Below are 21,775 nucleotides of genomic sequence, written 5' to 3'. Positions count from 1 at the left end.
GCGCTATCCCGCCCGCCCCGCCCTGCATCCCATCCCATTTTCACTGATTACCTTTATCACCGTAGTCTGCTTCTCAACCGCGCTGCTGCTGTTTACTGGCCCAGTGGACATTTCCGCAGCGGCCTGGCCGATGGTGATTCTGATCAGCGTCCTCTCGGTCTTTCTAACCTTGGGTGCCTATTTGTTGAACAACTACGGTCTGAGGCTAATCGGCGCTACCCTCACGGCGTTGGTCAGTTCGGGAACGCCAATTCTCACGGCGCTGTTTGCCTGGCTCGCTTTGCAGGAGATGCTACAGCTTCCCCAAATGGCTGGCGTCGTCCTCACTGCCTTGGGTATCGCTGCTCTCAGCCTGAAGTCCCGCTAGTCGCTTGGGACTTGCTTTCAGACGATATTTTGATCCTGTTTTGCCAAATTGCCAGGTCTTCGGGGCGGTCAATGTCACTGAGGGGCGCGAGGGTAGCCAGGGTTAGGGCTTGGCGATGCGCGATCGCGACCGTTTGATCGAATACCTGCGCAGTCCCCCAGTCGATTCCTTGAAATAGCGCTGCGTGAGCTGCGTCGCAGGTCTTGCTTAGGCCAATCAGATAGTAGCCGCCATCTAGGGCGGGGCCGAGCACCAGATCGTGATTGCGCAGCCTTTGAAACGCCTGGGTTAGAAGGTGGACAGTGATCTGAGGACAGTCGGCGCCAATCGCAACAACCCGGTCCATGCCGTCGCGGAACCCCTGGCAGAACGCCTGCGAAAGCCGCGTGCCTAAGCCTCCCGACGGCTGGGGTCGATACCTCAGGTGATTGCCCAGCCAGGTGGCCATCTGAGCCCGGCTGCTGCCGGCAAAGTGAACTTCTAGTGAGGCCGCGTAGCAGCTTTGGAACTGCTGGATCTCAGCCACAATATGCTCGGTCATCTGCTGCTGTAGGCGAGCGGCTGGCTCTGCTCCCAGATGGGGAATTAGCCGAGTCTTGGTCTTTCCGGCCTCAGGATAGCGCGTCAGCAAAATTAGCCGACTGCGGGCATAAAAATCCTGCAAAACAAGGCGCTCCGATCGCTACTTTCTCTCAGGGTCACTGTCGATTCAGCGACCAATCATAGTCAAGATAGCTCACCTGACGACCTATCGACGGCGGCTTACTGGGCTGGAACTGTGCCGCTAATCACCAGCTGGCCATCGACAATCTGTACTCGCTCGGGGGTTAGCCCCTGCTGAGTGAGCAGCGCCGACAGCTGACGCTCTAGCTCGGCCTGAGAAATCCCCAGCTGATAGGCTATGTCATCCACCGCTAGGGACATCCGGCCAATCCGAATGACGGCATCATCGCCCAGCGACAGCCGGTCTCCCTTGAGCTGCGGGCTACCCTCAATGCCCACGTAGATATCTCGGTTAGACAGTCGAGGAAAGCGCTCGGTCAGCTGCGTCAGCGCCTGCTGACCCTCGCGCGGCAGAGCGCTGGCAGGAATTTCCGATAGGTTCATCACCGCGCCGCTCTGGATACGATCGCCCTCAATCGTCGTCTGCACGCCTTTAGCCGATGCCAGTAGGCGGCCCGCCTGGGGCTCCTGCGCGATCGCGGTGGCCATCACCTGATTTAGATCGGCTTCACTCAGGGTGACTTCTAAGGGAACTCTGCCTTCGGCAACCGGGTCCGCCGTCAGATTTTGGTTCAGAATGCTTTCTACCGTCACCGTTTCATCAATCTGCTCAGTCTGACTGGTCTCAGTCGGCACCTGAGCCAGGGGAGCCAGGGCAAAGCGGGTCTCACCCGGCGCTTCCGTATACCAGTCCGGCAGGGCCGTAGCCCGATTCCAGTAGTAGGCGACGCTGCCGCCGATCGCAGCAGAAACGATTGCTAAGCCAACCAATATGCGCTTCACGGCGATCTCCAAACTCAGACTGGCGCTTTTATTTTGCCTCAAAGTTGGCCTTTCTAGCCACTTCCAGGCAGATCGCCATCGGCGCGTCGGTCTTAATCGCCTGGGCGTCGAGGTGGGTGCGGCAGGCCCGGAAGTCGCGAACGCGCAGCCCCGCCAGCAGCCGGTCGCGTTGGGGAATATCCATCTGTCCCCGCCGCCCGATTTCGCCTAGCGGATAGCAGTAGGGCGGCATCTCGGCTTCATGGCCCATTAGGGTGAGCAGGCTAGCGCACTGGGGCCAGTCCCACTCCAGCGCCAGCTGCCGCATTGTCCGCAGCATCTCGATATTGTGCAGCGGCCCCAGCCACAGCGGTCCGCTCAGCACCGGTGTCTGACCGCAGCGACAATCGACCCGGCCTAGCTGCCGCCAGCTCGCCGTCTGGTACTGGCCGCAGTCATGGCAGTAGGCCAAAAAGCCGTACTGGTCAGAATCCCAGTCTAGCTGGCTGACCAGCCGCACCATCACCCGATGAATTTCGCCATTAAACAAAGAGAATATAGGCTGAATCTGCAAGCCCCGCGCCGCCGCCTGCTGCACAATCACGCCAATCAGCAGCCGCAGCCCCTGCTCATGTACGGCGGGGTGAGCCCGGGCATAGGCTCCGTAAACCTGGAGGCTTTTGTCCGGTGCGTGGCCGCCGGTGGTGCGGCCGTCGGTGCTGGTGAAGTAGAGCAGGCCGCCCAGCTTAGCCGCCCACAGGGCCGTGTTGACAAACGGCATGGGGCTGCCAAAGCTATCGACGTCGATTAAATCGTAGAAATCGCGCTGCTGGTAGCAGCTAAAGAATAGCGGGTTAGCGTCCTGGTGGGTAATGCGGTAGGTGCGCGATCGCATCCCCGCCGCCAGGTTAGCCGTAATCACCGGGTTCAGTTCGGCATTGGCCTCATTCACCCAGACCCACTCGGCCCCGGCCTCCAGCTGGTAGCGCAGCGCCCGCACGCCGCAGCCGGTCATTGCATCCAGCACCCGCAGCTGGCCTCGCTGCTGCCGGTAGACCGCCGCCGCCAGCACCGCCAGGTCGCGCCCGACTTTGCTCTTGGGGCGGTAGAAGGCTGAGCCGGGGTCAAAGGTCGCCTTGCCTTCCCACAGCCAGTCTGCTGGCGGGCTCATCGTCGGCTCGATTTCAACAATGTCGCAATCTCAGCCTTGAGCTGGTCCTGACTCAGCCCGGTAATCGCAAAAACTTCCTGTGCCGTCTTGCCTTTGCGGGCAATCAGCTTGAAGCCGCCCTGAATGGGGACGGAAACCCGCAGCTGGAGTTTGGGAGAATGCGATCGCACCGGCCCGATTACCGCTGGCGTCAGCGTCTTCACCTGGGGATGCAGCGCCAGCTTTTCTAAAATCGGAATCAGCCCCGGAATATGGGTCGAATGGGTCAGTACGACCCGCCCCGCCTGTGAATCATCCATCGTTTTCCCTTCGCGATCACCCTTCTAGACTGCCCAGCTTAAGGATGCCATGTATCGCGAACTCCATGCAGCATTCATAGTAGGGGATTGATTGCGAGTAGGGGGCTGATTGCGATGTTATCCTAGCCCTGAAGACTGTATTTGCCCAGATACCTCGCGTCTGCACTCAGCCAATCGCTGAAGGCTAAAATAGGCGTAACTCTACTCTGCTATCTAATGCTGCAAACACATCGGGCCATTCTCAGAGGTACTCAAGTTATCTGGCTAGACAGCCCTCCTCAGCTATCCGAAGATGCAGAAGTTCATATCACGGTACTCAAACCCGTCTCGGTCTCTGCGCTATCTCATCAGGGAAGCGAGATGGCCACTAGCTTGCGCAAACTCGCTCAGCTAAGCCCCTTTCATGGCCTCGATCCGGTCGAATGGCAGAAAAAAAATCGTCAAGATCGCTCATTACCGGGTCGAGAAGCCTAGTGCTTCTGGACAGCAACATAATTATCTATGCGGCTCAACCCGAACACGAGCCTTTCTGGAACGGCCCTAATCAGGGAGCTATCCCTTGTCACCCATAATACTGCCGACTTCGAATGGATTGCCAACATAGAATTGGTTGATCCCCTGACTGGTTAGTTTGTAAGTTTTCCAGCCTTTAAGCCAAAAGGACGTTTAGCAAGTCCAGGGATTTAAGCGGCAAACTCGACCCACTGAGTTAATCTGCCTCAGTGCAATAGTCTGCCAGAATAAGAAAGAAGCTATTCTGGTTGCCGTCGATGTACGCCGTAATTTCCCGTGAGAAAATTCAGCTTCCTGCCGGAACGGTCGTGCGGATGCCCGGCACTTGGGAAGATTACTGCGCCCTGCGCGATAGTCGAGGTGATGGCTCTATTCCCCGCATTAAGTTTCGCGATGGTGAAATTCTACTCATGAGTCCTATGCCCCGCCACGGTCGGGAAGCTCATGTACTGGCTAGAGTTGTAGAAATTCTGCTGGATAGCGATGACCGCAACTATGAAGCCTTTACGCCTATTACCATGGACATTCCTGAAGCGAGAGGGATTGAGCCAGACTACTGCTTCTATATCAATAACTGGCAGTCAGCGGTCGGCAAAGACCGGATTGACTGGCAAACCGATCCGCCACCCGATTTGGTAATCGAAATCGACGTCACGACCTATACGGCGGCTGAGGACTACGCGCCTTATCGGGTGCCGGAAGTTTGGCTATTCAAGAAAAGCGGGCTGAAGATTTACAGTTTGCAAGGAGAAGCCTACCAGCCGCAGCCGTCCAGCCGCTTTTTCCCCGAGACGGATCTGCCCGCTTTAGTTGCCCAGATCTTCCAAAGCGCGCCGGAACAGGGAAGCGGGGCGGCCCTGCGATCGCTCCGTCAGCAGCTAACGAAATGATTGATAGCGAAACCAAAAATTAACCCCGACATTTCTGCCGGGGCGGTTAAGTATAGGTCTTTCGGTATAGGGGTGTTGCGGAAACACAATGAAACGATAGTTCAACCTTCATCGAAAAATCTATAAAGCTTAGATAAATCAAGGCAAAGAAATGATTAAACTTACGGACAGGGAGCTGGCATCAACACGACCGGCGCGATTCGAACGTGCGCGTCAGTTTTGGAAACCCGTTTTGCAGCTGGAATCATCATCCGCGTCTTTAACTGCGATCCCTGGAATAGGTTTTATGATAGGGACATCAGTATGTTCTGCCTTTGGTGCTCGTAGGCCACTATGCCATCTCCTATGACTACTAGCCCCTTAGACGCTTTTCTCCAGCGACCCAACATTGAAGCTTCGCCGGCCTGGGAGTTGATCAACGGTCGGGCTCAGCAAAAGCCAATGCCAACGCTGTTTCATTCGCGCCTCCAGCGCAATCTGGTCAATACTATTGACCGTCAAAGCGAGGCATACGAAGCTATTCAAGAACTGCGGTGCATTGTGCCCCCGTTTTCGCCGGTGTCGGACATTGCCGTGGTCAAAACAGATCGACTCCCAGACGCTGATGAGCCATTGCAGGGACCTCCCGACTGGTTGGTTGAAATTCGTTCACCAGATCAAAATATCCTGGATTTACAGCATAAAATTCTGCACTGCCTTGACCAAGGTACTCAGCTGGCCTGGCTGATTGATATCCAGCGGCAGCAAGTCTGGGTTTGGCAAGACCGCGAACTGCCTATTGTCTATTCTGGAGCCGATGTACTGCCAACGCTTGGCAATATCCTAGAGCTGACTGTAGAAGCCGCGATCGCCATGACCCAGCGGCGCTGAACGCGGACCTTATCAGCGGGTACTGCTGCCGCCCGCAGTATGGGACATAGTGCTCTTAGACGATCCCAAACACGACGGGTTGCAGATCGCCGGGGCTGGTGACGGACTCCACCGGCACTGAGAGCGAGTCGTCGTACCAAAACTTGCGAGAGTTTCCCAAAGCGACGTAGTGCGGAAAATTTAGCGATCGCGCCACCTGCCGAGCATAGTCTAATCCCAGGGTGGGAACGCCAACAATCGCTTCTGGTGCAGCCTCGCGGGCCAGCTCAGTCAGTAAGGGAGTTAAACCCTGTTCGACTTCAAAGGGGGTTTGATTCGACATTAGTAGCGCGATCGCCATTTTCCCAACTGGAAAAGGCTGGAACGGCAATTTTCAGCGGCTGCCATCCCGCAGCAGAACTGGGTAGGTATCGGTATAGGGAGGCGCTGTGTCGGGGCAAACGCCTTTGGGAATAAACCTCGCTCGATAGGGTTTTCCACTGTCTACCATCACGCTCTCAATGCCTCCTGCCAGAAGATAAGCCCAACGGTCATCAGCAAACACATTGCCATAAAGCTGTAGTCTCCCATTTGGAAGTTCCAAGCTGCGCAAAACCCATTCAGGTTAAAAGTCCCAAGGCTGTATCGAAGTAGTTATAATCTGCCCATAGCTCTCTATCACCTAGCACGTATAGACGATATCGAGCGCGAGTAGCAGCTACGTTGAGAAGATTTGCTTTTTGCGATGCCCACTGCGCCGCACCATGTCTTGTTTTATCTAATCCGAGCATGAGAATCACAATATCTGCCTACCTACCTTGGAATGTATGTATAGTTCCTACCGATTTATCCAACCAGGTTTGTTTTTGCCTAACATTTAGCCGTGGAGGTGCCCACTCACTAGTCCTTTGACTGAGTACCCTTTTGAGGGCGTTACTAACTTCTCGAAAAGGACTAATGATGAACACTTCAGATAGCTCAGCGCTCTGCGAAGTGATCTGTGCGAGCAAATGTAGCACCTGCTCACCCTGGTTAGGAACCCAGTGTTTTCCCTCGCATTCTCCGCTCGTATGGATCCAACGGCTTACACCTGCTGGGAAGAGAATTCCTTCGGGCGGTTTTGTCGCGAGTACCATTTTACCGCCGTAAGCGATCTCGTTCGACAGCGAAAACATAGGCTCAATACAGCGACGGTGTACCCGAAGCGGGCAGCCAACCCAGAGCGGCTTGTCTCGCTGCCTTAGCTCCGTACCAAAAGGATTGATCCGGTCGGCTAGCCCTTGAGCAGAGTAGGAATGAGGATTCCAGCAATCTTCTAGCTGGAAATGGTGACGCAGCCCTTCTACTAGATTAGGGTGAGGCGTAAAGATAGGCTCAAGCTGCAAGGGATCTCCGACGACAACCGCACGTTTGGCTCGCCACAGAGCTCCAATTGCTGCTTGAGGAACGGCCTGTCCTGCCTCGTCCACCAACAGCCATCCTAGTGTTTCTCGATCCAATTGCTTGAACAACCTGGCAATGGAGGCAAACGTGGTTGAGATGACCGGAATTACTAGAAATGCTGTCTGCCATAGGATGAGCGTACGCTTTTGGGTCTGACCGAGAAATTTGCCAGTTTGAATTAGGTCTAGCCACAGCTCAATATTTCTGCGAAGTTTGTCAGCAGACTGCTCGATAAAAGCCTGATGAACTCGTAGTGCAGCGATAAAAAGCTGAGAGCGGGCATCATCTAATTCTCTATCAACCCAAGGTGTGCTCATTTCTATGACTGCATCGGGACGTTCCCACCAGATCTCGTCAGCAAAAGCCTTGCCGAGTCGCTGATGACCTCTCGCCAGTTCTCCAGCCATGGCTTCGTACTGGTTTTGATTTTGCAGCAGTACTTTTTCAAACTTTTCTACGCTGATTTGGCCTTGCCTGATTTTCCCATCAAGCCTGCTAAGCTTGGATCTATCCTCTCGCTGCTGAATCTGAAGTTGTACTAGCTCTGACTGAGCCCGGTTTACACGCTGTCGTTAGTTCTTGATACTGGAATGTTTCCAGATGAATGACAGGATGCGCAATATCAGATGAGGTTTATTGCTCATGATGGCTTCAGCCGTCAACTTCTGCCTGGCTAGCCGGCTTTCACTATCTCTCAAGTGCTCTTGAAACTGCCACCGCTGCTGTTGAAAGCGCGTCAGCAGATTTTCAGCTTCAGCAAGCTGTGTTTTTATCTTAGGCAGATTTTGACGTATTTGTTTGTAGCTACTGACTAGAGCTTCATAGTCCTTTCGCTCTTCGATCAGAGCTTCGACGGTTCTGACAAGACTGCTGAAGGATTGTCTTGCTTCTGTCCAGCTGACTCTAGAGGGGCTATCTAAAGCAGCGCTGAACTTATCTCGAAATGACTCTGCAAATTTTCTACAGTTTTTTTTGCTCCCTAGCGCTGCTGCTAAAATCCCCCAGGCATCGGATTGGTTTGCTACTGCGCAAGCAACATCTTGAAAGTAAGCGGCTACAGATTTGTACTCGTCTGCGATCGCGCTACCGCTAGGAATTTCCTTTGAGATATTTTCTACCGCTCCATTGTTACTAGAAGCCACAACTATTTCATAGCCAGTTAGTTTTTTGTCGAGGCAGTAGGGAGAGACCTTCGATGTTGCGCTCCTGCCAGCCTCAGCGTGCGTAAATGCTCGGCTAGGATTGTCGTAGGTCGCCATTTGGGCAGCGCGCTCTACGACAATGTGAGCTACGATGTCCCGAAGCATAGTTGTTTTTCCGGTTCCCGGCGGCCCATTAACAGAGAATAGACCTGATTCAGAAAGCTGAAGGGCAGCTAAGTTGACTGCGCATTGCTGCTGGAGCGAGAGCTGGTAGTCTGGATTTGTTGGCCAGCGTCCAAGTGGCAGAAATCGAGGTGAAAGAACCTGCTGTTGAACCGATCGCTGGTCTAGGTCGATTCGCTCAGGGATCAATTCGCTCAGGTAGTTTTTGAGCGCCGCGCCGACATCACAGCTTCGATTGAGCTGCTTTGCGACCCGTTCCAGATCGCTCATATAGAAGCTATTAAAAATGGGGTCAGGCCGCATTCCGGTCGTTAACTTGACCCAATAGCCTAGTTCTCGGAATTCGTTAGGCAGCCAGATACCGCACTCATGAATAACATAGTCAATAATTGTAGTCAAAACTTTTTTCGAAACAACAGATCGAGTTTCAAAAAGCACTTGCACCTGTGATTCAAAAAAAACGATTGGCTGAGCTCCAATACTTCTGAAAACATGAATTAAGGTTCCATGACAGTGCTATCCCCTTCACGGACTGAGCAGCAACTTGGCCTAAAAATAGAGGTGCTCCAGACAACTGCAGGCTATCTTTGACGAGCTGCCCGCTGGCACTTACACAGAAGGAGCCATAACAAGTAAGCTGATCTTCCTCCATGAGCAGTTCAGGAAAGAGCTCCGCTGCTGAGCTGATTTTTCCAGAAGGCAAATATTTCTGAGGTTTGGAAAAGGCCAAAATAGATCTGATATTTGCCGCTACCGGTATGGGACATTCTCTGCCCTGGCTGGGATTTATGGCTTTCGGAGACAGGGTTCCAGGGGAGATCTGGTCGCGGTGAGTCTCTGAGAATGCGCCCAGATAGCCCTTTTTCGAGCGCTTCATCAAGATTGAATGTCAGGTGAGCTTCTAGTAGGTAGCAGAACTGAAGAATGCGATAGTTGGCCATGGATCAGCAAATTCGTAGATACCCTCAGCACTATCATATTTCAATCGTCGCCTTTGCTCACGATCTGGGAGAGCGCGTAGCAGCAGCCCCCAGACGACAGAGCCCAGGTACCCAGAAATAAAGCCCGAGATCGGACCAAACAAAATCCCGATCACCGGCGGCAGAAAGGCAAAGCTCCGCCACTGGATGACGCCAGGCACCAGCTGAATCGGGTTTGCATAGGCCCACAGGACGCCCGTAATCACGCCCCAGGTCACCGCAAAGACAATACTGAATACCTGATTCCCTTTCTTACGTGCCATCGGGTTTTGCTTTAGCCTTTTCAGAATACGTACCATGTCCTACCGTACTGAAACGGTTCAGTAACGAATGTACTCCGTGATACGAATCGAGCAACAGGGAATAGGTCAAGCCGAGTGGCCAATTTTGCACAGCCAGCCCTTCATAAGTATAATAAATTTGTACTGAGGTTTGTCATGACGGACGAAGAGCTGAGAAGCTTAATAGCCAGCAACGCTAGCTCTATTGCTGAGATGCGAGCAGATGCTGCTGACTTCAAGCGCAGTATTGATGAGGGCTGGCAGCAAACTCAAGCTGGATTGGAAGAACTGCGAAAGCGTTGTGATAGCAATGCTCGCTCTGTTGAGGCCAATTCCGAAGCAATTGCCCAGCTCGGTACCAAGATCGGTCAGGTTGATGATGCTGTTGTCGATTTTTTTGAGCGGTTAGACGGACAGCTAGCCGATATGACCGAGCGAATGAGCCAGCTGATCGATTTGGCCTTACAAAATGCCAAAGAGCACTCTGATTTTATGGCTCGGATACGGGTTAATGATGAACGCTTTAGCACTTTGCTCGAAGAAGCTAGAGCTGATCGGGACGAATTCAGGCGTAGATTTGAAAGACTATCGGGAGGCATGGGAGAGGGGCTGTAGTAAGCGAACTAAGAGGGCGTAGGCGATCGCAGCAACGATAATGCCGTTTAAAGGGGCAATGCCAAAGTCGTTTTGCGATGAGATATAGGCCACTAGAGAGGCAAAAATGTAGGCGATCACACCCGCCCAGTTAAAGGCGGGTAGAGGCGTATTCAGGGCCGGAAATCGGCCATTGTGTCGGAGCCAAAAGTCAGCCATGATGATGCCTCCCACCGGCGGAATCACCGCCCCCAGCAAAATCAGATAGGGAATCAGATTTTCGTAAATGCCCCCCAGCGCTAAAGCCAGAGCGAAGGTCGCACCGCCTAACACAAGGGCATGGCGCTTGTTCGTGCGGAAGAAATTGCTGCCAGCTAGTGAGAACGCATAAATCGTATTGTCTTGCGTCGTCCAAACATTCAAGATCAACAGCACAACGCCACCAACCAGGATGCCCTGCTGGGCCATGGCCTGAATCAGATCCTCGGTGCCATACACCAGCGTACAAAAAGCGCCGGTAAAAATGAGCAGCCCGTTAACGCCCAAAAAAGCCAGCAGCGTACTGCCCACCGCGCTGCCGGTCGAATCGGCAAAGCGGCTCCAGTTGGTGGCTTGAGTGCCGCCTGAGATGAAGGTGCCCACCGCGACGGCAATACCGGCGGTCAGTGACATGGGTTCGGTAGGCGCGATCGCAAACAAATCACCGGCATCTCGAAAGCCTAAGGTAAGACTCAGCCCAATCAAAATCAGCATCGCCGGAACGGCCAAGCGGCTCAGCCAGTCCATCGCCCGATAGCCCATATAAGCAGTCACGCAAAAGGCATAGGTGAAGAAAACAATCGCTAGCCACTTGAGCCCAGCCGGTAGCCCCAACAGGTTAAATAACGCATCTGCAATAAAAGCATTGGTCACCGCGTACCAGCCGACTTGCGTAAACCCCAGGATAAAATCGACCCAGCGAGATCCCAAGTTGCCGAAGCTGAAGCGGGCCATCAAGACGGTGCTCAGGCCGCTTTTCGCAGCAATGTAGCTCAAGATGGTGCAGTAGATGCCCAGAATGGCGTTGCCAATCAGGACAACCCAGAGCAAATCCGTAAATCCAAAGGCCGGGCCGATCATTCCCCCCGCGATTAACGTCGTCGAGACCAGCGTGAATCCCATCAGTAGGGGAGCCAGCGACCAAATGGGCTTGCGGGCTTCTATGGGCACAGCAGCGAGAGGAAAGTCCTGGGCTGCTTGGGCCTGGCTAACAGTTTTTAGTTTGGGTGGAGCTGTACTCATGGTGGATAATGGTTGTGTCTGACGCAGATATCAGCGTCGGAAGTTTGGCAATATTATTTAGCGTTCTAAAGCAATCTTTCGTATTTAAAGCTACCGAAAGAGGCTTTTGAGAAAAAAGCTTAAAAGGCTGATAGATTGGCTCTATTCACATTAAGAAATGTCACAAACAGGCTAATAAAGATATCTTGAAACATTTTGAGGTCCTCCGAATAAGCTGATAGGATTTTTCAATCCAAGAATATGGAGTTTATTGATGGAGCTTGACCCTAAAAGCCTTGAGCCTGCCACTCGCTACAAGTTACTCATCGGCAGCGTTGTTCCTCGTCCGATTGCTTTTGTGTCTAGTCTGTCACCTCAAGGCATCGTTAACTTAGCTCCCTTTTCCTACTTCAACGCGGTGGGGCATTCGCCTTTAGCCCTGATGTTTAGCATTAGCAAAAAGCCAGACAAAACTGACAAAGATACGCTGAGAAACGTTCGACCTGCTACCGAAGGTGGACTGGGAGAATATGTCATCAATTTGACCGTAGAGTCCTACATTCAACAGGTTGCAGAAGCCTCGGAACCGCTGCCCTTCGACGAATCTGAATTAGACTACCTAGACCTGACCCCTGCGCCCAGTCAAGTGGTTCGTCCCCCTCGTATCGCTGAGTCGCCCGTTGCGTTTGAATGTCGCACCTTACAAATTGTGCCTGTCGGAGAGTTCAATATCGTGATTGGGCAGGTGGTTCATTTGTTTATTCAGGATGAGCTGGTAGACGATCGCGATCGCGTCAACACCGACAAGCTAGCAGCGGTAGGCCGGATGGCGGGCCATGACTACTGCTATACTCGCGATTGCTTCACCATTCCTAACGGATTCCCGCCGGATAAAAAGCAGCCATCGAAGCAGAGAAAATGACAAGTTTTACACTAAGTACGTGGACCTAATTAAGCGCCTGATGACCAGCGTTGGCCACTCTTCGAGAAGAGCAAAGCTCTACATCCCCCAGCCCCTTCTCCCCGGGGGAGAAGGGGGGCCGGACTCAAAGCCCCTCGCCCCGCGCGAGAGGGGTTTGGGGTGAGGGCGAGGCCAAAGTATATCAGGTCTTACAAATAATCGGGCTAACCTACTTAGCTCAAGGTCGCGATTAAACCATCTCAACCATTCAAGATGGACTTGACTATGCAGAGACGACTTTGAGCAATTTTCTGCTATTTAGAGCAGCGCTGCCAGAGCTGCTGGGCGGCCTGGGCGGCCTCAGCTCGAATTTCGGCTTCATTTACCTGGGTCGCCTGGCCAGATTCAACTACGATCTCGCCGTTGACGATCACCCACTGCACATCTCGACCTTGGGCCGTGTGGACAAGATTGCCAATGGGATTAATGCAGGGCGTCAGGTGAGGACGCTGAAAGTCAAAGATAGCCAAGTCGGCCTTTTTGCCAGGTTCCAGGCTGCCAATGCTGTCTGCTAGGCCCATCGCCTGGGCTCCCTGTCGGGTAGCCATGGCCAAAACGTGATGGGGCTGCCAATCATCGGAGACTTTGCCCTCTTGAAGCCGCGCGATCGCGATGGCCCAGCGCATCACTTCCACCATATCGGCGTGCATGTTGTCGGTGCCCAGGGCCAGACGAGCCCCCGCCGCGCGTAGCTTTGGCGTCGGGGCCATGGTGCCGCCCGTGGCGTTGCCTTTGGGAATATGGGCTACCGCCATCCGGGCGCGGCCCACCCGCTGGATATCGGCGTTGTTCAAAAAGAGACAGTGGGCTGCCGTCAGTCGCTCATTCAGCAGTCCCGTCTCCGCCAGCAGTTCCGCTGGGGTCATGCCATCCCGCGCCTGCACCCGCTCGACCTCTAGACGGCTCTGGGCAAGATGCGTATTGACCCGTAAATTATGAGCTTGGCTGGCCTCAGCCACCCGCCGCAGGAGAGACGCAGTACAGGTATCAGGCGCATGGGCCGCCAGCTGAACACCGATTCGACCGTTAGCGGCCCCGTGCCACTGCTGCGCCAGGTCTAAGGCGGCATTTAAGGTGCGATCGCCAATTGCCGGGTCGTAGGTTAGCTCGCCCCTAGAAACTTGGGTAAAATCCACGTCGTGAATCCGACCACAGGAATAGACCCGCAGCCCGACTTCAGCCATCGGTCCGAGGGTGACATCGGCATGGACATAGGTGTCGTTGATTAGGGTGGAGCCAAACAGCATCGCTTCTAAGGCCCCTAAGCGTGATAGCGCATAGGCTTCCGCTGGCGTCACGTCAGACCCTTGGGGAATCCCCGGCGTGTAGGCTGGGGCAAAGCCCAAATCTTCCGCAACGCCGCGTACCATGCTGAGAATGGCGTGGGTGTGGACATTGACAAATCCCGGAGTGGCGACATGGCCGGGTAAATCGAGAATCCGTTTAGCGGTCCAGGCGGGGGCATCCGCCGTAGACGATATCAAGGCAATGCGATCGCCTTGAATCCCAATCACCGCCTCCTCAATCACAGGCCGGTTGGAATCAACGGTCAGAGCAGTAACGCCCTGAATCGCCAGGTCAAGTTCTAACAGTGGTGGAGTCATCGGGAATTGTAAACTAACAATCTTGCGGTTTGGGCTCTAACCTCCCCCTTTTCAAGCTACCTGTGTGTACACAAGTCGGAGAATTAAGCGTCATCCCGGCAGCCCTCATCCCCCAACCCCTTCTCCCCGGGGAGAAGGGGAGCCAGAGATCAAAGTCCTTCTCCCCTCGGGAGAAGGATTTAGGATGAGGGCGAACCCAAGGGATATCGATACTTTCGGCCATTATCTTACAGTTGTGTATACACAGTAACCCGTTTCAAGGGGTATCTTATTTGAGTTGCTATACCAGAACCTTGGAGAGAAACTGCTGGGTGCGCGGTTCCTGGGGCCGATCGAAAATGGCATCCGGCTCCCCTTGCTCGACAATCGAACCCTCGTCCATAAAAATGACCTGCTGGGCCACCTGGCGCGCGAAGCCCATTTCGTGACTGACCACGACCATCGTCATGCCGTCGCGGGCGAGCTCACGCATGACTTCCAGAACTTCTGTCACCAGCTCAGGGTCGAGGGCAGAGGTGGGTTCATCAAACAGCATCAGGTCAGGAGACATGGCCAGGCAGCGCGCGATCGCGACCCGCTGCTGCTGTCCCCCGGAAAGCTGGTGCGGTCGCTTGTGTGAATGCTCTTTCAAAAAGACGCGCTCAAGCTGCCGAGCTGCCAGGTCTTGGGCCGCCGATCGCGATAGTCCCAGGACACGATGGGGGCCAACTGCTACATTGTCCAGCGCGCTGAGGTGGGCAAACAAATTGAAGCGCTGAAAGACAAAGCCAATCCGCTGCCGCTGCCGAGCCAGCGCTCGTTCGGAAATTGGCTTCCAGGCCTGGCCCTGCTTATGAATTTGGCGCTGACCGATCACCTCACCCTTGAGAATGACCTGACCCGCATCGGGAATTTCCAAATAGTTAATGCAGCGTAGGAGGGTTGTTTTACCGCTGCCCGACGGGCCGACAATGACAACGGTTTTCCCTTCATCTACGCCAAATGAGCAGTGAGAAACCGCCGTCGATGGGCCATATCGTTTGGTCAGCCCCTTCACTTGCAGGAGAGGCTTCAGCGCTGTTTCAGTGGGGCTGAGGACTGCCATGCTAGTAGGCCAAAACTTTTCTTTCCAGCCAGCGAGACAATCGGGTCAGCAGGGAGATCAGCACATAATAATACAGCGCTAGGAGCGTATAGATCTCAAGGGGTACAAAATACTGAGAGATGACCGCCTGGCCCGCCCGGGTTAGCTCGTAGACGGAAATCACAGAGAGCAGGGCTGACCCCTTGACCAGGGTAATCAGCTCATTGGTCAAGGGAGGCAGAATCGGACGATAGATTTGAGGCAGCAAAATATGCACTAAAATCTGTCGGTAGGTCATGCCAATCGACTTGGCTGCTTCCGTTTGACCAACATCAATGGAGCCAATTCCAGCTCGCACGACTTCTGCGATGAAGCCAGCCGCATTAAAGCTCAGAGCCAAAACGCCCGCCCAGTATTCTCCGACTTCAATGCCGATGACCGGCAAAGCAAAATAGACTAAGAAGATTTGAATGAGCAACGGCGTGCCCCGAACAAAGTCTACATAGGCCGCAATCACCCACTCTAAAATTTTGACCCGACTGACGGACATCAGGCCCAGCAGGAACCCCGCTAGGGTTCCAATCACAATCGCCAGAACCGTAATCCGCACGGTGTTCCACAGCCCTTCGGTTAGCAGCGGCAGGGCCAGTTGAACAACTTCCCAATCAATATTGTCAAGCATCGACAAACGCTAGCTCGCCATCTTCAACAACCGGCTTTTGATTGGGCAAATTCATTGTGAAGCCAAACCATTTTTCCTGAAGTTCGTCCAGGGTACCGTTGGCTTTGAGGCGTTTCAGTTCTTCATCCACGAAGCTAACCAGCGCCGTATCTGCCTCGCGGGCGGCAATGCCTGCCCAGTTATCTTGGCCAAACCCACGAACGACAGTAAACTCCTCCGGCTGATCCCGCAGCACGATTCCTAAAGTCGAAATGGTATTCAAGACGGCATCGACCTTACCCTGACCCAAGGCCAAATAAGCGGCGGGGTGGTCGTCGTAGATTTTAATTTCGGCAAAGCCTTCCCCTTTTTCCGCCTTCAGCTTTTCCTCCAGCTCCTTAGACAGAACCTCGCCTGGAGAACCCAGCTTAATCCCCAACACTTTTCCAGACAGGTCATCGACAGACTGAATGCTGCCTTCGTCTTCGACGCGAATCAGCGCTGCCTGGGAGGCTTCTGTATAGGGAATGCTGAACGCGACCTTTTCTACCCGTTCCGGCGTATAGCTCATGCTGCCAAAAATTAGGTCAAACTTTTCCCCATACAGCGAGGGAATGACGCCCGCCCAGGGCGTATCCACCGGCTCGAACTCTACGCCTAGCGTTTCGGCCATCGCCTGCCCTAGATCGATGTCATAGCCAATAATCTCGCTGCCGTCTCGCATCGCAAAGGGCGGATAGGCGGCCTCTAAGCCGACTCGCAGCTTACCCATCGCCTTGACATCTTCGACGGACATCCCCGCGCTAGCGGCCTCGTCACTGCTGTCGGCAGCACTCGTCTCTGTCGAGGTTGAATCGGCAGACGGACTTGTGCAGGCTTTGAGCAGCATACTGGCGCTCAGGCCAGCGGTGCCATACCAGAGAAATTTGCGTCGGTTGAAGTAGAGGCTCATGGTTGGTTCGGTTTCCTTAAGAAAGATAACAGGGTTGGATAGACTGCTAATGGGCTAGAACACGCCGTTGATATAGGCTTTTTTCGGTTCAGGAATGGGATGAATAGTGGTGGGCGCGATCGCAAGTTTGGCCTTTCCCTGAATCGACGCGGCTACAAATTCTCCCTCTATATGTAGCCAGGTCTCCGGTGCAAATTGCTCAGCCCGATCGGTATGAATGACTAACCCCAGCGGCACCGTATCGGCTAAACAGCAGCGGATTACCCGTCGCGCCAGCGTAAACTCCTGCGCGCTTTCACCGGGTGCACGATGAACAAATCCAACCAGACTGACGGACTGTCCTGGAAAGGTAGCCAGCGGATCGCGCACCGCAGAAATCAGGCGACGCCACTGCAAGACATTTCGCTTCAGCGGATCGGGCTCCTCTCCAGCGGGCTCGGCATAGCTCCAGATATCAATTGCGGGTTCGGCTGATGCTTTAGCCGTCGGCCTGCCGGTAATGGCGTTGGCCAGGTCCTGTAAAAAGGCTAATCCTTTCATGGCGATTACACCCGAGTATCCATCATCTCTACCAGCTCCTGCTCCTCAAAGGCGCGGACGACTTCAGAGCGCATATGCTCTACGAACAGGTTACGGTGACGCTCAAACTCCGAACTCATCACGTCGCGAGGTCGGGCCATATCAATGGTGACGCTTTCTAACAGCCGCCCCGGACGCGCCGTGAGGATGATCACGCGATCGGCGAGAAAGATCGCCTCATCGATGTGATGCGTCACGAAAACAACGGTCTTGCCCGCCGCCTGCCAGATATCGAGTAAAAACTTCTGCATCTGATAGCGGGTCTGCACGTCCAGCGCCGCAAAGGGCTCATCCATCAGCAATACGTCGGTGCCTAAGCAGAGCGCCCGCGCAATACAGGCCCGCTGCTGCATCCCCCCTGAAAGCTGATGGGGATAGCGATGGGCAAAACTGCGAAGTCCCACCTCTTTCAAAAAATGCTCGGCTCGCTGATGCCGCGCTTTGCGATTAACTCCCTTGAGCTCCAGGCCGAAAGCTACATTGTCAATGACCGACATCCAGGGCAGCAGCGACGACTGCTGAAAAATCATCGATCGCTGAGGCGACGGACCGGCAATCGGTTCCCCGTCGTGCAAAATCTTTCCCGCAGTTGGCGGCTCCAGCCCGGCAATCATCGATAGCAGGGTGCTCTTACCGCAGCCGCTGGGGCCAATAATCACCAGAAATTCGCCAGGCTCTACCGAAAAGCTAACCCGATCGATTGCCAGCACTTCCTCTGGCGTATCTAGGCCCCAGACCTTACTGACGTTTTGACAAATAATGGTATGCATAATCAAATTTGTGCCGTGGTCTTCCACCACAGCACCCGCTTTTGGATTTGTGCGAACCCAGCGTCTAGTAAGTACCCCACCACGCCAATCATGGCCATACCGAGGAACATCAGCTTAGCGTTAAACATCTGCCGGCCGACCATGATAATCGCGCCGAGTCCGGTATTCACGCCCACCATTTCGGCTGCTAATACGGCCATCCAGGCGGCAAACAGGTTCATTCGTAAGATCACAAATAGGTCAGGAATGATAGCAGGCAAAATAATCTTGAACATCACCTGTCGCCGACTCGCACCCAGGACTCTGGCCGTGTTGATGTAAAGCTGATCGACATTGCGAATGGTGTTGACGGTAGCCAGGGTGAGGATGAAGAAAATGCCAACAAATACCACAAAAATAGCGGCTCCATCTCCGATGCCAAAGGCCAGTATCGCAAAGGGAATCCAGGCAATCGGCGCGATCGGGGCCAGCAGCGTAATCACGGGCAGCGTGAGGTTACCAAAAATTTTGAAATAGGCCGCCAGGCATCCTACTAAGAGAGCAGCGATGAAGCCTAAAACCAACCCGCTCAGGACCCGCGTTAGGGTGGCCACAATTGCCGTCAGGGCAGCGAAGTTAGCGCCGGTTCGCTCGACGCCGACCTTAAGGGACATGAACTGCTCCTGGTTAGCAATTTCAGCAATAAACTGATGCGGCGCGGGTAAAATCAGCGTATTCAGCAATCCTAAAGCGCTAAGCAGTTCCCAAAGGCCAATAAATAAGCTGAGGGAGAGCACCCACCAGAGCACTTGCTGAACTAGGCTTTTCAGGCTTTTAATTCTGGCCTTGCGCTTGCGTTCACTCAGGCTGCTGCTTTGCAGCGGAGCAGTGGATTGGGATTCCTGGACGGGGGTTTGTTGCATAATGATGCGCAGATACAGGGCTTTGATAGAGAATTTTTAACTTGTCTGCTTAGACATTAGCCTTGACATCGACCCGTTCCCAAAGCTCAGGACTCTCTTCAATGACCTCATTGAGTAAGTCAAAATTGACAAAGTTTTCGTCGGGACTGCTGTTAATATAGTTCAGCTCTTTCATACTCTCGGCCCGGCTATACATAAACTCGCGTTTGTCGCGGATATCGACGCCAGGCGGCTGGGCCTGAGCTGCGGCTAGAACACTCTCTAAGTCAGTCTTATAGTATTTACCCACCGTCGTTTCCGCTGCTTCTTCAAAATTATTTTCAATCTCATATTCCGCTTCAAAGAAGGTACGAATCACGTCCTTGACCACATCCGGCTCTTGCTCAATTAGCTCATTCCGAGCCGCTAGAACACAGTCAGGATAGCCCTGCCCATAGATATCCGTGCCGTCACCCAGAACATTGCCATCGGTCTCCGTCTGCGCTTTGGTCGCGTAGGGTTCAATATGACTGACCGCATCGACCTGCCCCGAAAGATAGGCATTCAGCAGCTCTGTCGAATCCCCAAAGTAAACCATCTCGACATCGTCGTAGGTCATACCTGCGTTCTTGAGATAATCGTAGACTACGACATCCAGAGTATCGGCTTGGAAGGTGGCAATCTTCTTGCCCCGCAGCTGCTCAAAGCTGGTAATCTCGGGTTTGGCAACCAAAATTAAGCCTTCAATGCCGCTACCGGCGACAATCTGGAAGGAGGCTCCTTGGGTATAGGCCGCGATCGCGTTTGTAAACGGAATCACCGACATCTCCACCTGACCCGTCGCCAGCTGGGCCGCGATATCAGAAGCGAGCGGCGTCAGAGCGGCTGATCCTTTAAAGCCATACTTTTCAAACAGCTGCTTTTCTGCCGAGTAGAACAGCGGCATATTACATAAGCCAGTGCCATGGGAGAATTTAATTTCTCGCGCGGCTGCACCGCCGGTGGCCTGTCCGCCGGTTTTCTGGCAGGCATTCAGGATAGACATCAATACGGGCGTTACGGCAGCCCCCAGGCCAAGCCCTAAAAAACGACGACGATTGGGTTGAAACATAGCAGGTTTCCTCTAAAAAGCTTCAGCTGAGCGTAAATTTCAGGCATCTCACCAGGACTATCAGCCCCTTCAGCTGATCAATGCCGACAGTTTTGGTGATAGAACGAATCGAGACCGTCTGACTTGAACCAGCCGTTGTAGACTTTTTTGACATAGGGAAAGACCGTCTTAGCCAGCTCTCGTCGCCGCAGCTCATCTGGGGTGAACGGGACTTGCAGAGACTCCGCTAGCTCGGCCAGCATGGCATCTTTGTCAATCCGGGTGAATTTTCCTTCTTCATAGACCACTTCACCCGCAACCATCACCGTCTTAATCCCGTGGGTGCGGCTGCGATGCAGCACAGCTTCTAATACCGGGATCTCCTCGTCCAGGTAAGGATAGGCGATATGCTGCCAGTCCATCAGCACCAGATCGGCAGCCTTGCCCGGTTCCAGCGTGCCGACATCTGCGGCAAAGCGAGTGGTATGAGCGCCGTGCTCCGTCGCCATTTGGAAGACTTGCGCCGCTGTGGGCACAAAAGAATCAATACCAGGCACTCGGTGCAGCTTCAGCACGAGCCGCATCTCCTGGAGCATGTCTCGATCATCGTTGATTCCGGCCTCATCCAGACCCATGCCGACTTTGACGCCTTTCTGGGCGTAGTAATTCAAGGGAGCAATTCCGCTCTGTAAGCGCAGGTTTGAGCTGGCGTTGTGACACACCATCGTGCCGGTTTCAGACAGCAAATCCATGTCGTCTTCGGTGACCCAAACGCCATGGCCGAGCGTCAAACGAGGGCCGAGCAGTCCCAAATCATGCAGATGCTGTACCGCCGTCTTGCCCGTGCGGCGCTGGGCATACGCCTTCTGATAGGGCGTTTCCAGTAGGTGCATATGCATCCCAACATCGTATTTGGCAGCGTATTCATTCTGGAGCGTCAAAGCGTCATCGGAGCACCAGTGCAGGTTAGCGGGTGCGAGCTGAATCCGGGTGCGGTCGGTGCGATCCTGGTCCCAATGGGTCCACAGATGTTCAAAATAATCGAGGTAGTCCTGCGTTGGGATCTCCTGAGCCTTTAGCCACGCCTCCATATCTGAGGCAATACTGGCAGGTAGGCGAGCCGCGAAGTCGCTGTTGTCCTCGTAGACAAAGTGATTTTGGGTGCGCACGGCAAAGCAGTAAGAGACTCGCATGCCGATGTCTTCGTAGGCTTTGAGAATTTTTTCTGCGATCGCGGGCCACTTCAGAGCCGGTCCCGGTAGCCAGCCGTGGATATGTTGAACCGTGGTAATCCCCGACTCGATCATCTCAAAGGCGGAGTACAGGGTATCGAGGTAAAAATCTACCTTCCGAGCAGACAAACGGCTGGCAAACCAAAGCTCCAAAGGATAGTCCAGAGACCCTAGCTGGAAGGGTGTTAAGCCGACATGGTGATGGCTATTCACGAAACCCGGCATCACCACATGATGGGCTGAGCCCAAAACAGTATCGGGCTGATATTTACTGGACAGCTCCTGATAAGCGCCAATGTCTACAATCTTACCGTCCCGCTGGAAGACAGCACCGTCCTCAATAATCTGCGCCTCGCTGCGGTTGAGGACTTTACAAATAACTTGCTTACCGCGTATGAGCGTTGAAGGCATAGCATGACCCACCGAAAAGAGGTTTTCGAAGATAGAGTCGCTGAAATCCCTTTTAAGCGGCCAATTATGCTGTTGATCTATCAGAATGCCTGAGACAACAGACTGAAAGGCCCT

25 protein-coding genes are annotated in these 21,775 nt (G+C 53.9%); 6 read left to right on the top strand and 19 right to left on the bottom strand.

Going from position 1 to position 21,775, the window contains the following annotated elements; translation table 11 throughout:
• On the top strand, window positions 1-367 hold a 367-nt coding region (locus IQ241_RS18205; protein WP_193909926.1), incomplete at its 5' end, for a DMT family transporter.
• Here the strand turns inward: IQ241_RS18205 and IQ241_RS18200 are convergent.
• The 4 genes from IQ241_RS18200 to IQ241_RS18185 all read right to left on the bottom strand — a co-directional run bounded on the left by IQ241_RS18200 (window position 348) and on the right by IQ241_RS18185 (window position 3,322).
• Entirely contained in the window at window positions 348-1,031 is a 684-nt protein-coding gene (locus IQ241_RS18200; RefSeq protein WP_193909925.1) for a TIGR04282 family arsenosugar biosynthesis glycosyltransferase, read from the bottom strand. The two genes, IQ241_RS18205 and IQ241_RS18200, sit on opposite strands and share 20 nt — an antisense overlap.
• Window positions 1,032-1,129: 98 nt before the next feature.
• Window positions 1,130-1,873, bottom strand: a complete 744-nt coding sequence (locus IQ241_RS18195; protein WP_193909923.1) for a hypothetical protein — start codon at window positions 1,871-1,873, stop codon at window positions 1,130-1,132.
• A 28-nt stretch (window positions 1,874-1,901) separates the two neighbouring features.
• Entirely contained in the window at window positions 1,902-3,023 is a 1,122-nt protein-coding gene (locus IQ241_RS18190; RefSeq protein WP_193909921.1) for a tRNA (guanine-N1)-methyltransferase, read from the bottom strand.
• Window positions 3,020-3,322, bottom strand: coding sequence for a DUF2103 domain-containing protein (locus IQ241_RS18185; RefSeq protein ID WP_193909919.1), 303 nt, complete (start codon window positions 3,320-3,322; stop codon window positions 3,020-3,022). The genes IQ241_RS18190 and IQ241_RS18185 overlap by 4 nt, the downstream gene beginning before the upstream one ends.
• Window positions 3,323-3,538: 216 nt before the next feature.
• Between IQ241_RS18185 and IQ241_RS18180 the strand changes: the two genes are divergently transcribed.
• From IQ241_RS18180 to IQ241_RS18170, 3 genes are all read left to right on the top strand, one after another.
• Window positions 3,539-3,796 carry a hypothetical protein gene (locus tag IQ241_RS18180; RefSeq protein ID WP_193909917.1) on the top strand — a complete coding sequence of 86 codons (258 nt, stop codon included), beginning with the start codon at window positions 3,539-3,541 and terminating at the stop codon, window positions 3,794-3,796.
• 296 nt (window positions 3,797-4,092) lie between these two features.
• Window positions 4,093-4,725 (top strand): Uma2 family endonuclease, encoded by a 633-nt coding sequence (locus tag IQ241_RS18175; protein WP_193909915.1) that lies wholly within the window; start codon window positions 4,093-4,095, stop codon window positions 4,723-4,725.
• Window positions 4,726-5,058: 333 nt separating this feature from the next.
• Window positions 5,059-5,595, top strand: coding sequence for a Uma2 family endonuclease (locus IQ241_RS18170; RefSeq protein ID WP_193909913.1), 537 nt, complete (start codon window positions 5,059-5,061; stop codon window positions 5,593-5,595).
• A gap of 55 nt (window positions 5,596-5,650) precedes the next feature.
• On the opposite strand, the gene IQ241_RS18165 is transcribed toward IQ241_RS18170, so the two are convergent.
• The 5 genes from IQ241_RS18165 to IQ241_RS25665 all read right to left on the bottom strand — a co-directional run bounded on the left by IQ241_RS18165 (window position 5,651) and on the right by IQ241_RS25665 (window position 9,585).
• Window positions 5,651-5,935: a type I phosphoribosyltransferase gene (locus IQ241_RS18165; RefSeq protein ID WP_193909911.1), complete on the bottom strand. Its 285-nt coding sequence runs from the start codon at window positions 5,933-5,935 to the stop codon at window positions 5,651-5,653.
• A 448-nt stretch (window positions 5,936-6,383) separates the two neighbouring features.
• Window positions 6,384-7,424 (bottom strand): DEAD/DEAH box helicase, encoded by a 1,041-nt coding sequence (locus IQ241_RS18160; protein ID WP_193909909.1) that lies wholly within the window; start codon window positions 7,422-7,424, stop codon window positions 6,384-6,386.
• A gap of 165 nt (window positions 7,425-7,589) precedes the next feature.
• On the bottom strand, window positions 7,590-8,786 hold the full coding sequence (locus IQ241_RS18155; protein ID WP_193909907.1) for an AAA domain-containing protein: 1,197 nt from the start codon (window positions 8,784-8,786) through the stop codon (window positions 7,590-7,592).
• 7 nt (window positions 8,787-8,793) lie between these two features.
• Complete coding sequence (locus IQ241_RS18150) at window positions 8,794-9,219, bottom strand: hypothetical protein (RefSeq protein WP_193909905.1); 426 nt, start codon at window positions 9,217-9,219, stop codon at window positions 8,794-8,796.
• A 24-nt stretch (window positions 9,220-9,243) separates the two neighbouring features.
• A complete protein-coding gene (locus IQ241_RS25665) occupies window positions 9,244-9,585 on the bottom strand; it encodes a hypothetical protein (RefSeq protein ID WP_228021824.1) in 342 nt (113 codons plus the stop codon).
• 114 nt (window positions 9,586-9,699) lie between these two features.
• On the opposite strand from IQ241_RS25665, the gene IQ241_RS18140 reads away from it, so the two are divergent.
• Window positions 9,700-10,218 carry a DUF2203 family protein gene (locus IQ241_RS18140; RefSeq protein ID WP_193909903.1) on the top strand — a complete coding sequence of 173 codons (519 nt, stop codon included), beginning with the start codon at window positions 9,700-9,702 and terminating at the stop codon, window positions 10,216-10,218.
• Here the strand turns inward: IQ241_RS18140 and codB are convergent.
• The gene (gene codB / locus IQ241_RS18135) at window positions 10,189-11,478 is read right to left on the bottom strand and encodes a cytosine permease (protein ID WP_193909901.1); all 1,290 of its coding nucleotides are present in this window, start codon (window positions 11,476-11,478) and stop codon (window positions 10,189-10,191) included. The genes IQ241_RS18140 and codB overlap by 30 nt on opposite strands.
• Before the next feature lie 253 nt (window positions 11,479-11,731).
• Between codB and IQ241_RS18130 the strand changes: the two genes are divergently transcribed.
• On the top strand, window positions 11,732-12,379 hold the full coding sequence (locus tag IQ241_RS18130; protein ID WP_193909899.1) for a flavin reductase family protein: 648 nt from the start codon (window positions 11,732-11,734) through the stop codon (window positions 12,377-12,379).
• 293 nt (window positions 12,380-12,672) lie between these two features.
• Here IQ241_RS18130 and IQ241_RS18125 read toward each other — a convergent pair whose 3' ends face one another.
• The 9 genes from IQ241_RS18125 to IQ241_RS18085 all read right to left on the bottom strand — a co-directional run bounded on the left by IQ241_RS18125 (window position 12,673) and on the right by IQ241_RS18085 (window position 21,661).
• On the bottom strand, window positions 12,673-14,022 hold the full coding sequence (locus IQ241_RS18125; protein ID WP_193909896.1) for an amidohydrolase family protein: 1,350 nt from the start codon (window positions 14,020-14,022) through the stop codon (window positions 12,673-12,675).
• Window positions 14,023-14,302: 280 nt separating this feature from the next.
• On the bottom strand, window positions 14,303-15,106 hold the full coding sequence (locus IQ241_RS18120; RefSeq protein ID WP_193909894.1) for an amino acid ABC transporter ATP-binding protein: 804 nt from the start codon (window positions 15,104-15,106) through the stop codon (window positions 14,303-14,305).
• A 1-nt stretch (window position 15,107) separates the two neighbouring features.
• Window positions 15,108-15,767 carry an amino acid ABC transporter permease gene (locus IQ241_RS18115; RefSeq protein WP_228021823.1) on the bottom strand — a complete coding sequence of 220 codons (660 nt, stop codon included), beginning with the start codon at window positions 15,765-15,767 and terminating at the stop codon, window positions 15,108-15,110.
• On the bottom strand, window positions 15,760-16,698 hold the full coding sequence (locus IQ241_RS18110) for a transporter substrate-binding domain-containing protein (RefSeq protein ID WP_193909892.1): 939 nt from the start codon (window positions 16,696-16,698) through the stop codon (window positions 15,760-15,762). The genes IQ241_RS18115 and IQ241_RS18110 overlap by 8 nt, the downstream gene beginning before the upstream one ends.
• A 54-nt stretch (window positions 16,699-16,752) precedes the next feature.
• Window positions 16,753-17,238 carry a TIGR03943 family putative permease subunit gene (locus IQ241_RS18105; RefSeq protein ID WP_193909890.1) on the bottom strand — a complete coding sequence of 162 codons (486 nt, stop codon included), beginning with the start codon at window positions 17,236-17,238 and terminating at the stop codon, window positions 16,753-16,755.
• 5 nt (window positions 17,239-17,243) lie between these two features.
• Window positions 17,244-18,047, bottom strand: a complete 804-nt coding sequence (locus tag IQ241_RS18100; RefSeq protein WP_193909888.1) for an ABC transporter ATP-binding protein — start codon at window positions 18,045-18,047, stop codon at window positions 17,244-17,246.
• A gap of 2 nt (window positions 18,048-18,049) precedes the next feature.
• Window positions 18,050-18,949, bottom strand: a complete 900-nt coding sequence (locus IQ241_RS18095; RefSeq protein WP_193909886.1) for an ABC transporter permease — start codon at window positions 18,947-18,949, stop codon at window positions 18,050-18,052.
• Window positions 18,950-18,998: 49 nt separating this feature from the next.
• Window positions 18,999-20,039, bottom strand: a complete 1,041-nt coding sequence (locus tag IQ241_RS18090; protein ID WP_193909884.1) for an ABC transporter substrate-binding protein — start codon at window positions 20,037-20,039, stop codon at window positions 18,999-19,001.
• 77 nt (window positions 20,040-20,116) lie between these two features.
• On the bottom strand, window positions 20,117-21,661 hold the full coding sequence (locus IQ241_RS18085; protein WP_193909882.1) for an amidohydrolase family protein: 1,545 nt from the start codon (window positions 21,659-21,661) through the stop codon (window positions 20,117-20,119).
• Between the last annotated feature and the right edge of the window lie 114 nt (window positions 21,662-21,775).

The organism is Vasconcelosia minhoensis LEGE 07310 (assembly GCF_015207255.1).
GTDB lineage: Bacteria > Cyanobacteriota > Cyanobacteriia > Phormidesmidales > Phormidesmidaceae > Vasconcelosia > Vasconcelosia minhoensis.
The sequence above is the reverse complement of the archived record's forward strand: the minus strand, read 5'-3'. Positions and strand labels throughout refer to the sequence as shown.

Coding starts and splice junctions, on each gene's coding strand:
- IQ241_RS18190 (WP_193909921.1), bottom strand. CDS start 3,023: ATGAGCCCGCCAGCAGACTGGCTGTGGGAAGGCAAGGCGACCTTTGAC.
- IQ241_RS18185 (WP_193909919.1), bottom strand. CDS start 3,322: ATGGATGATTCACAGGCGGGGCGGGTCGTACTGACCCATTCGACCCAT.
- IQ241_RS18180 (WP_193909917.1), top strand. CDS start 3,539: ATGCTGCAAACACATCGGGCCATTCTCAGAGGTACTCAAGTTATCTGG.
- IQ241_RS18175 (WP_193909915.1), top strand. CDS start 4,093: ATGTACGCCGTAATTTCCCGTGAGAAAATTCAGCTTCCTGCCGGAACG.
- IQ241_RS18170 (WP_193909913.1), top strand. CDS start 5,059: ATGCCATCTCCTATGACTACTAGCCCCTTAGACGCTTTTCTCCAGCGA.
- IQ241_RS18165 (WP_193909911.1), bottom strand. CDS start 5,935: ATGGCGATCGCGCTACTAATGTCGAATCAAACCCCCTTTGAAGTCGAA.
- IQ241_RS18160 (WP_193909909.1), bottom strand. CDS start 7,424: ATGGCTGGAGAACTGGCGAGAGGTCATCAGCGACTCGGCAAGGCTTTT.
- IQ241_RS18150 (WP_193909905.1), bottom strand. CDS start 9,219: ATGAAGCGCTCGAAAAAGGGCTATCTGGGCGCATTCTCAGAGACTCAC.
- IQ241_RS25665 (WP_228021824.1), bottom strand. CDS start 9,585: ATGGCACGTAAGAAAGGGAATCAGGTATTCAGTATTGTCTTTGCGGTG.
- codB (WP_193909901.1), bottom strand. CDS start 11,478: ATGAGTACAGCTCCACCCAAACTAAAAACTGTTAGCCAGGCCCAAGCA.
- IQ241_RS18130 (WP_193909899.1), top strand. CDS start 11,732: ATGGAGCTTGACCCTAAAAGCCTTGAGCCTGCCACTCGCTACAAGTTA.
- IQ241_RS18125 (WP_193909896.1), bottom strand. CDS start 14,022: ATGACTCCACCACTGTTAGAACTTGACCTGGCGATTCAGGGCGTTACT.
- IQ241_RS18120 (WP_193909894.1), bottom strand. CDS start 15,106: ATGGCAGTCCTCAGCCCCACTGAAACAGCGCTGAAGCCTCTCCTGCAA.
- IQ241_RS18115 (WP_228021823.1), bottom strand. CDS start 15,767: ATGCTTGACAATATTGATTGGGAAGTTGTTCAACTGGCCCTGCCGCTG.
- IQ241_RS18110 (WP_193909892.1), bottom strand. CDS start 16,698: ATGAGCCTCTACTTCAACCGACGCAAATTTCTCTGGTATGGCACCGCT.
- IQ241_RS18105 (WP_193909890.1), bottom strand. CDS start 17,238: ATGAAAGGATTAGCCTTTTTACAGGACCTGGCCAACGCCATTACCGGC.
- IQ241_RS18100 (WP_193909888.1), bottom strand. CDS start 18,047: ATGCATACCATTATTTGTCAAAACGTCAGTAAGGTCTGGGGCCTAGAT.
- IQ241_RS18095 (WP_193909886.1), bottom strand. CDS start 18,949: ATGCAACAAACCCCCGTCCAGGAATCCCAATCCACTGCTCCGCTGCAA.
- IQ241_RS18090 (WP_193909884.1), bottom strand. CDS start 20,039: ATGTTTCAACCCAATCGTCGTCGTTTTTTAGGGCTTGGCCTGGGGGCT.
- IQ241_RS18085 (WP_193909882.1), bottom strand. CDS start 21,661: ATGCCTTCAACGCTCATACGCGGTAAGCAAGTTATTTGTAAAGTCCTC.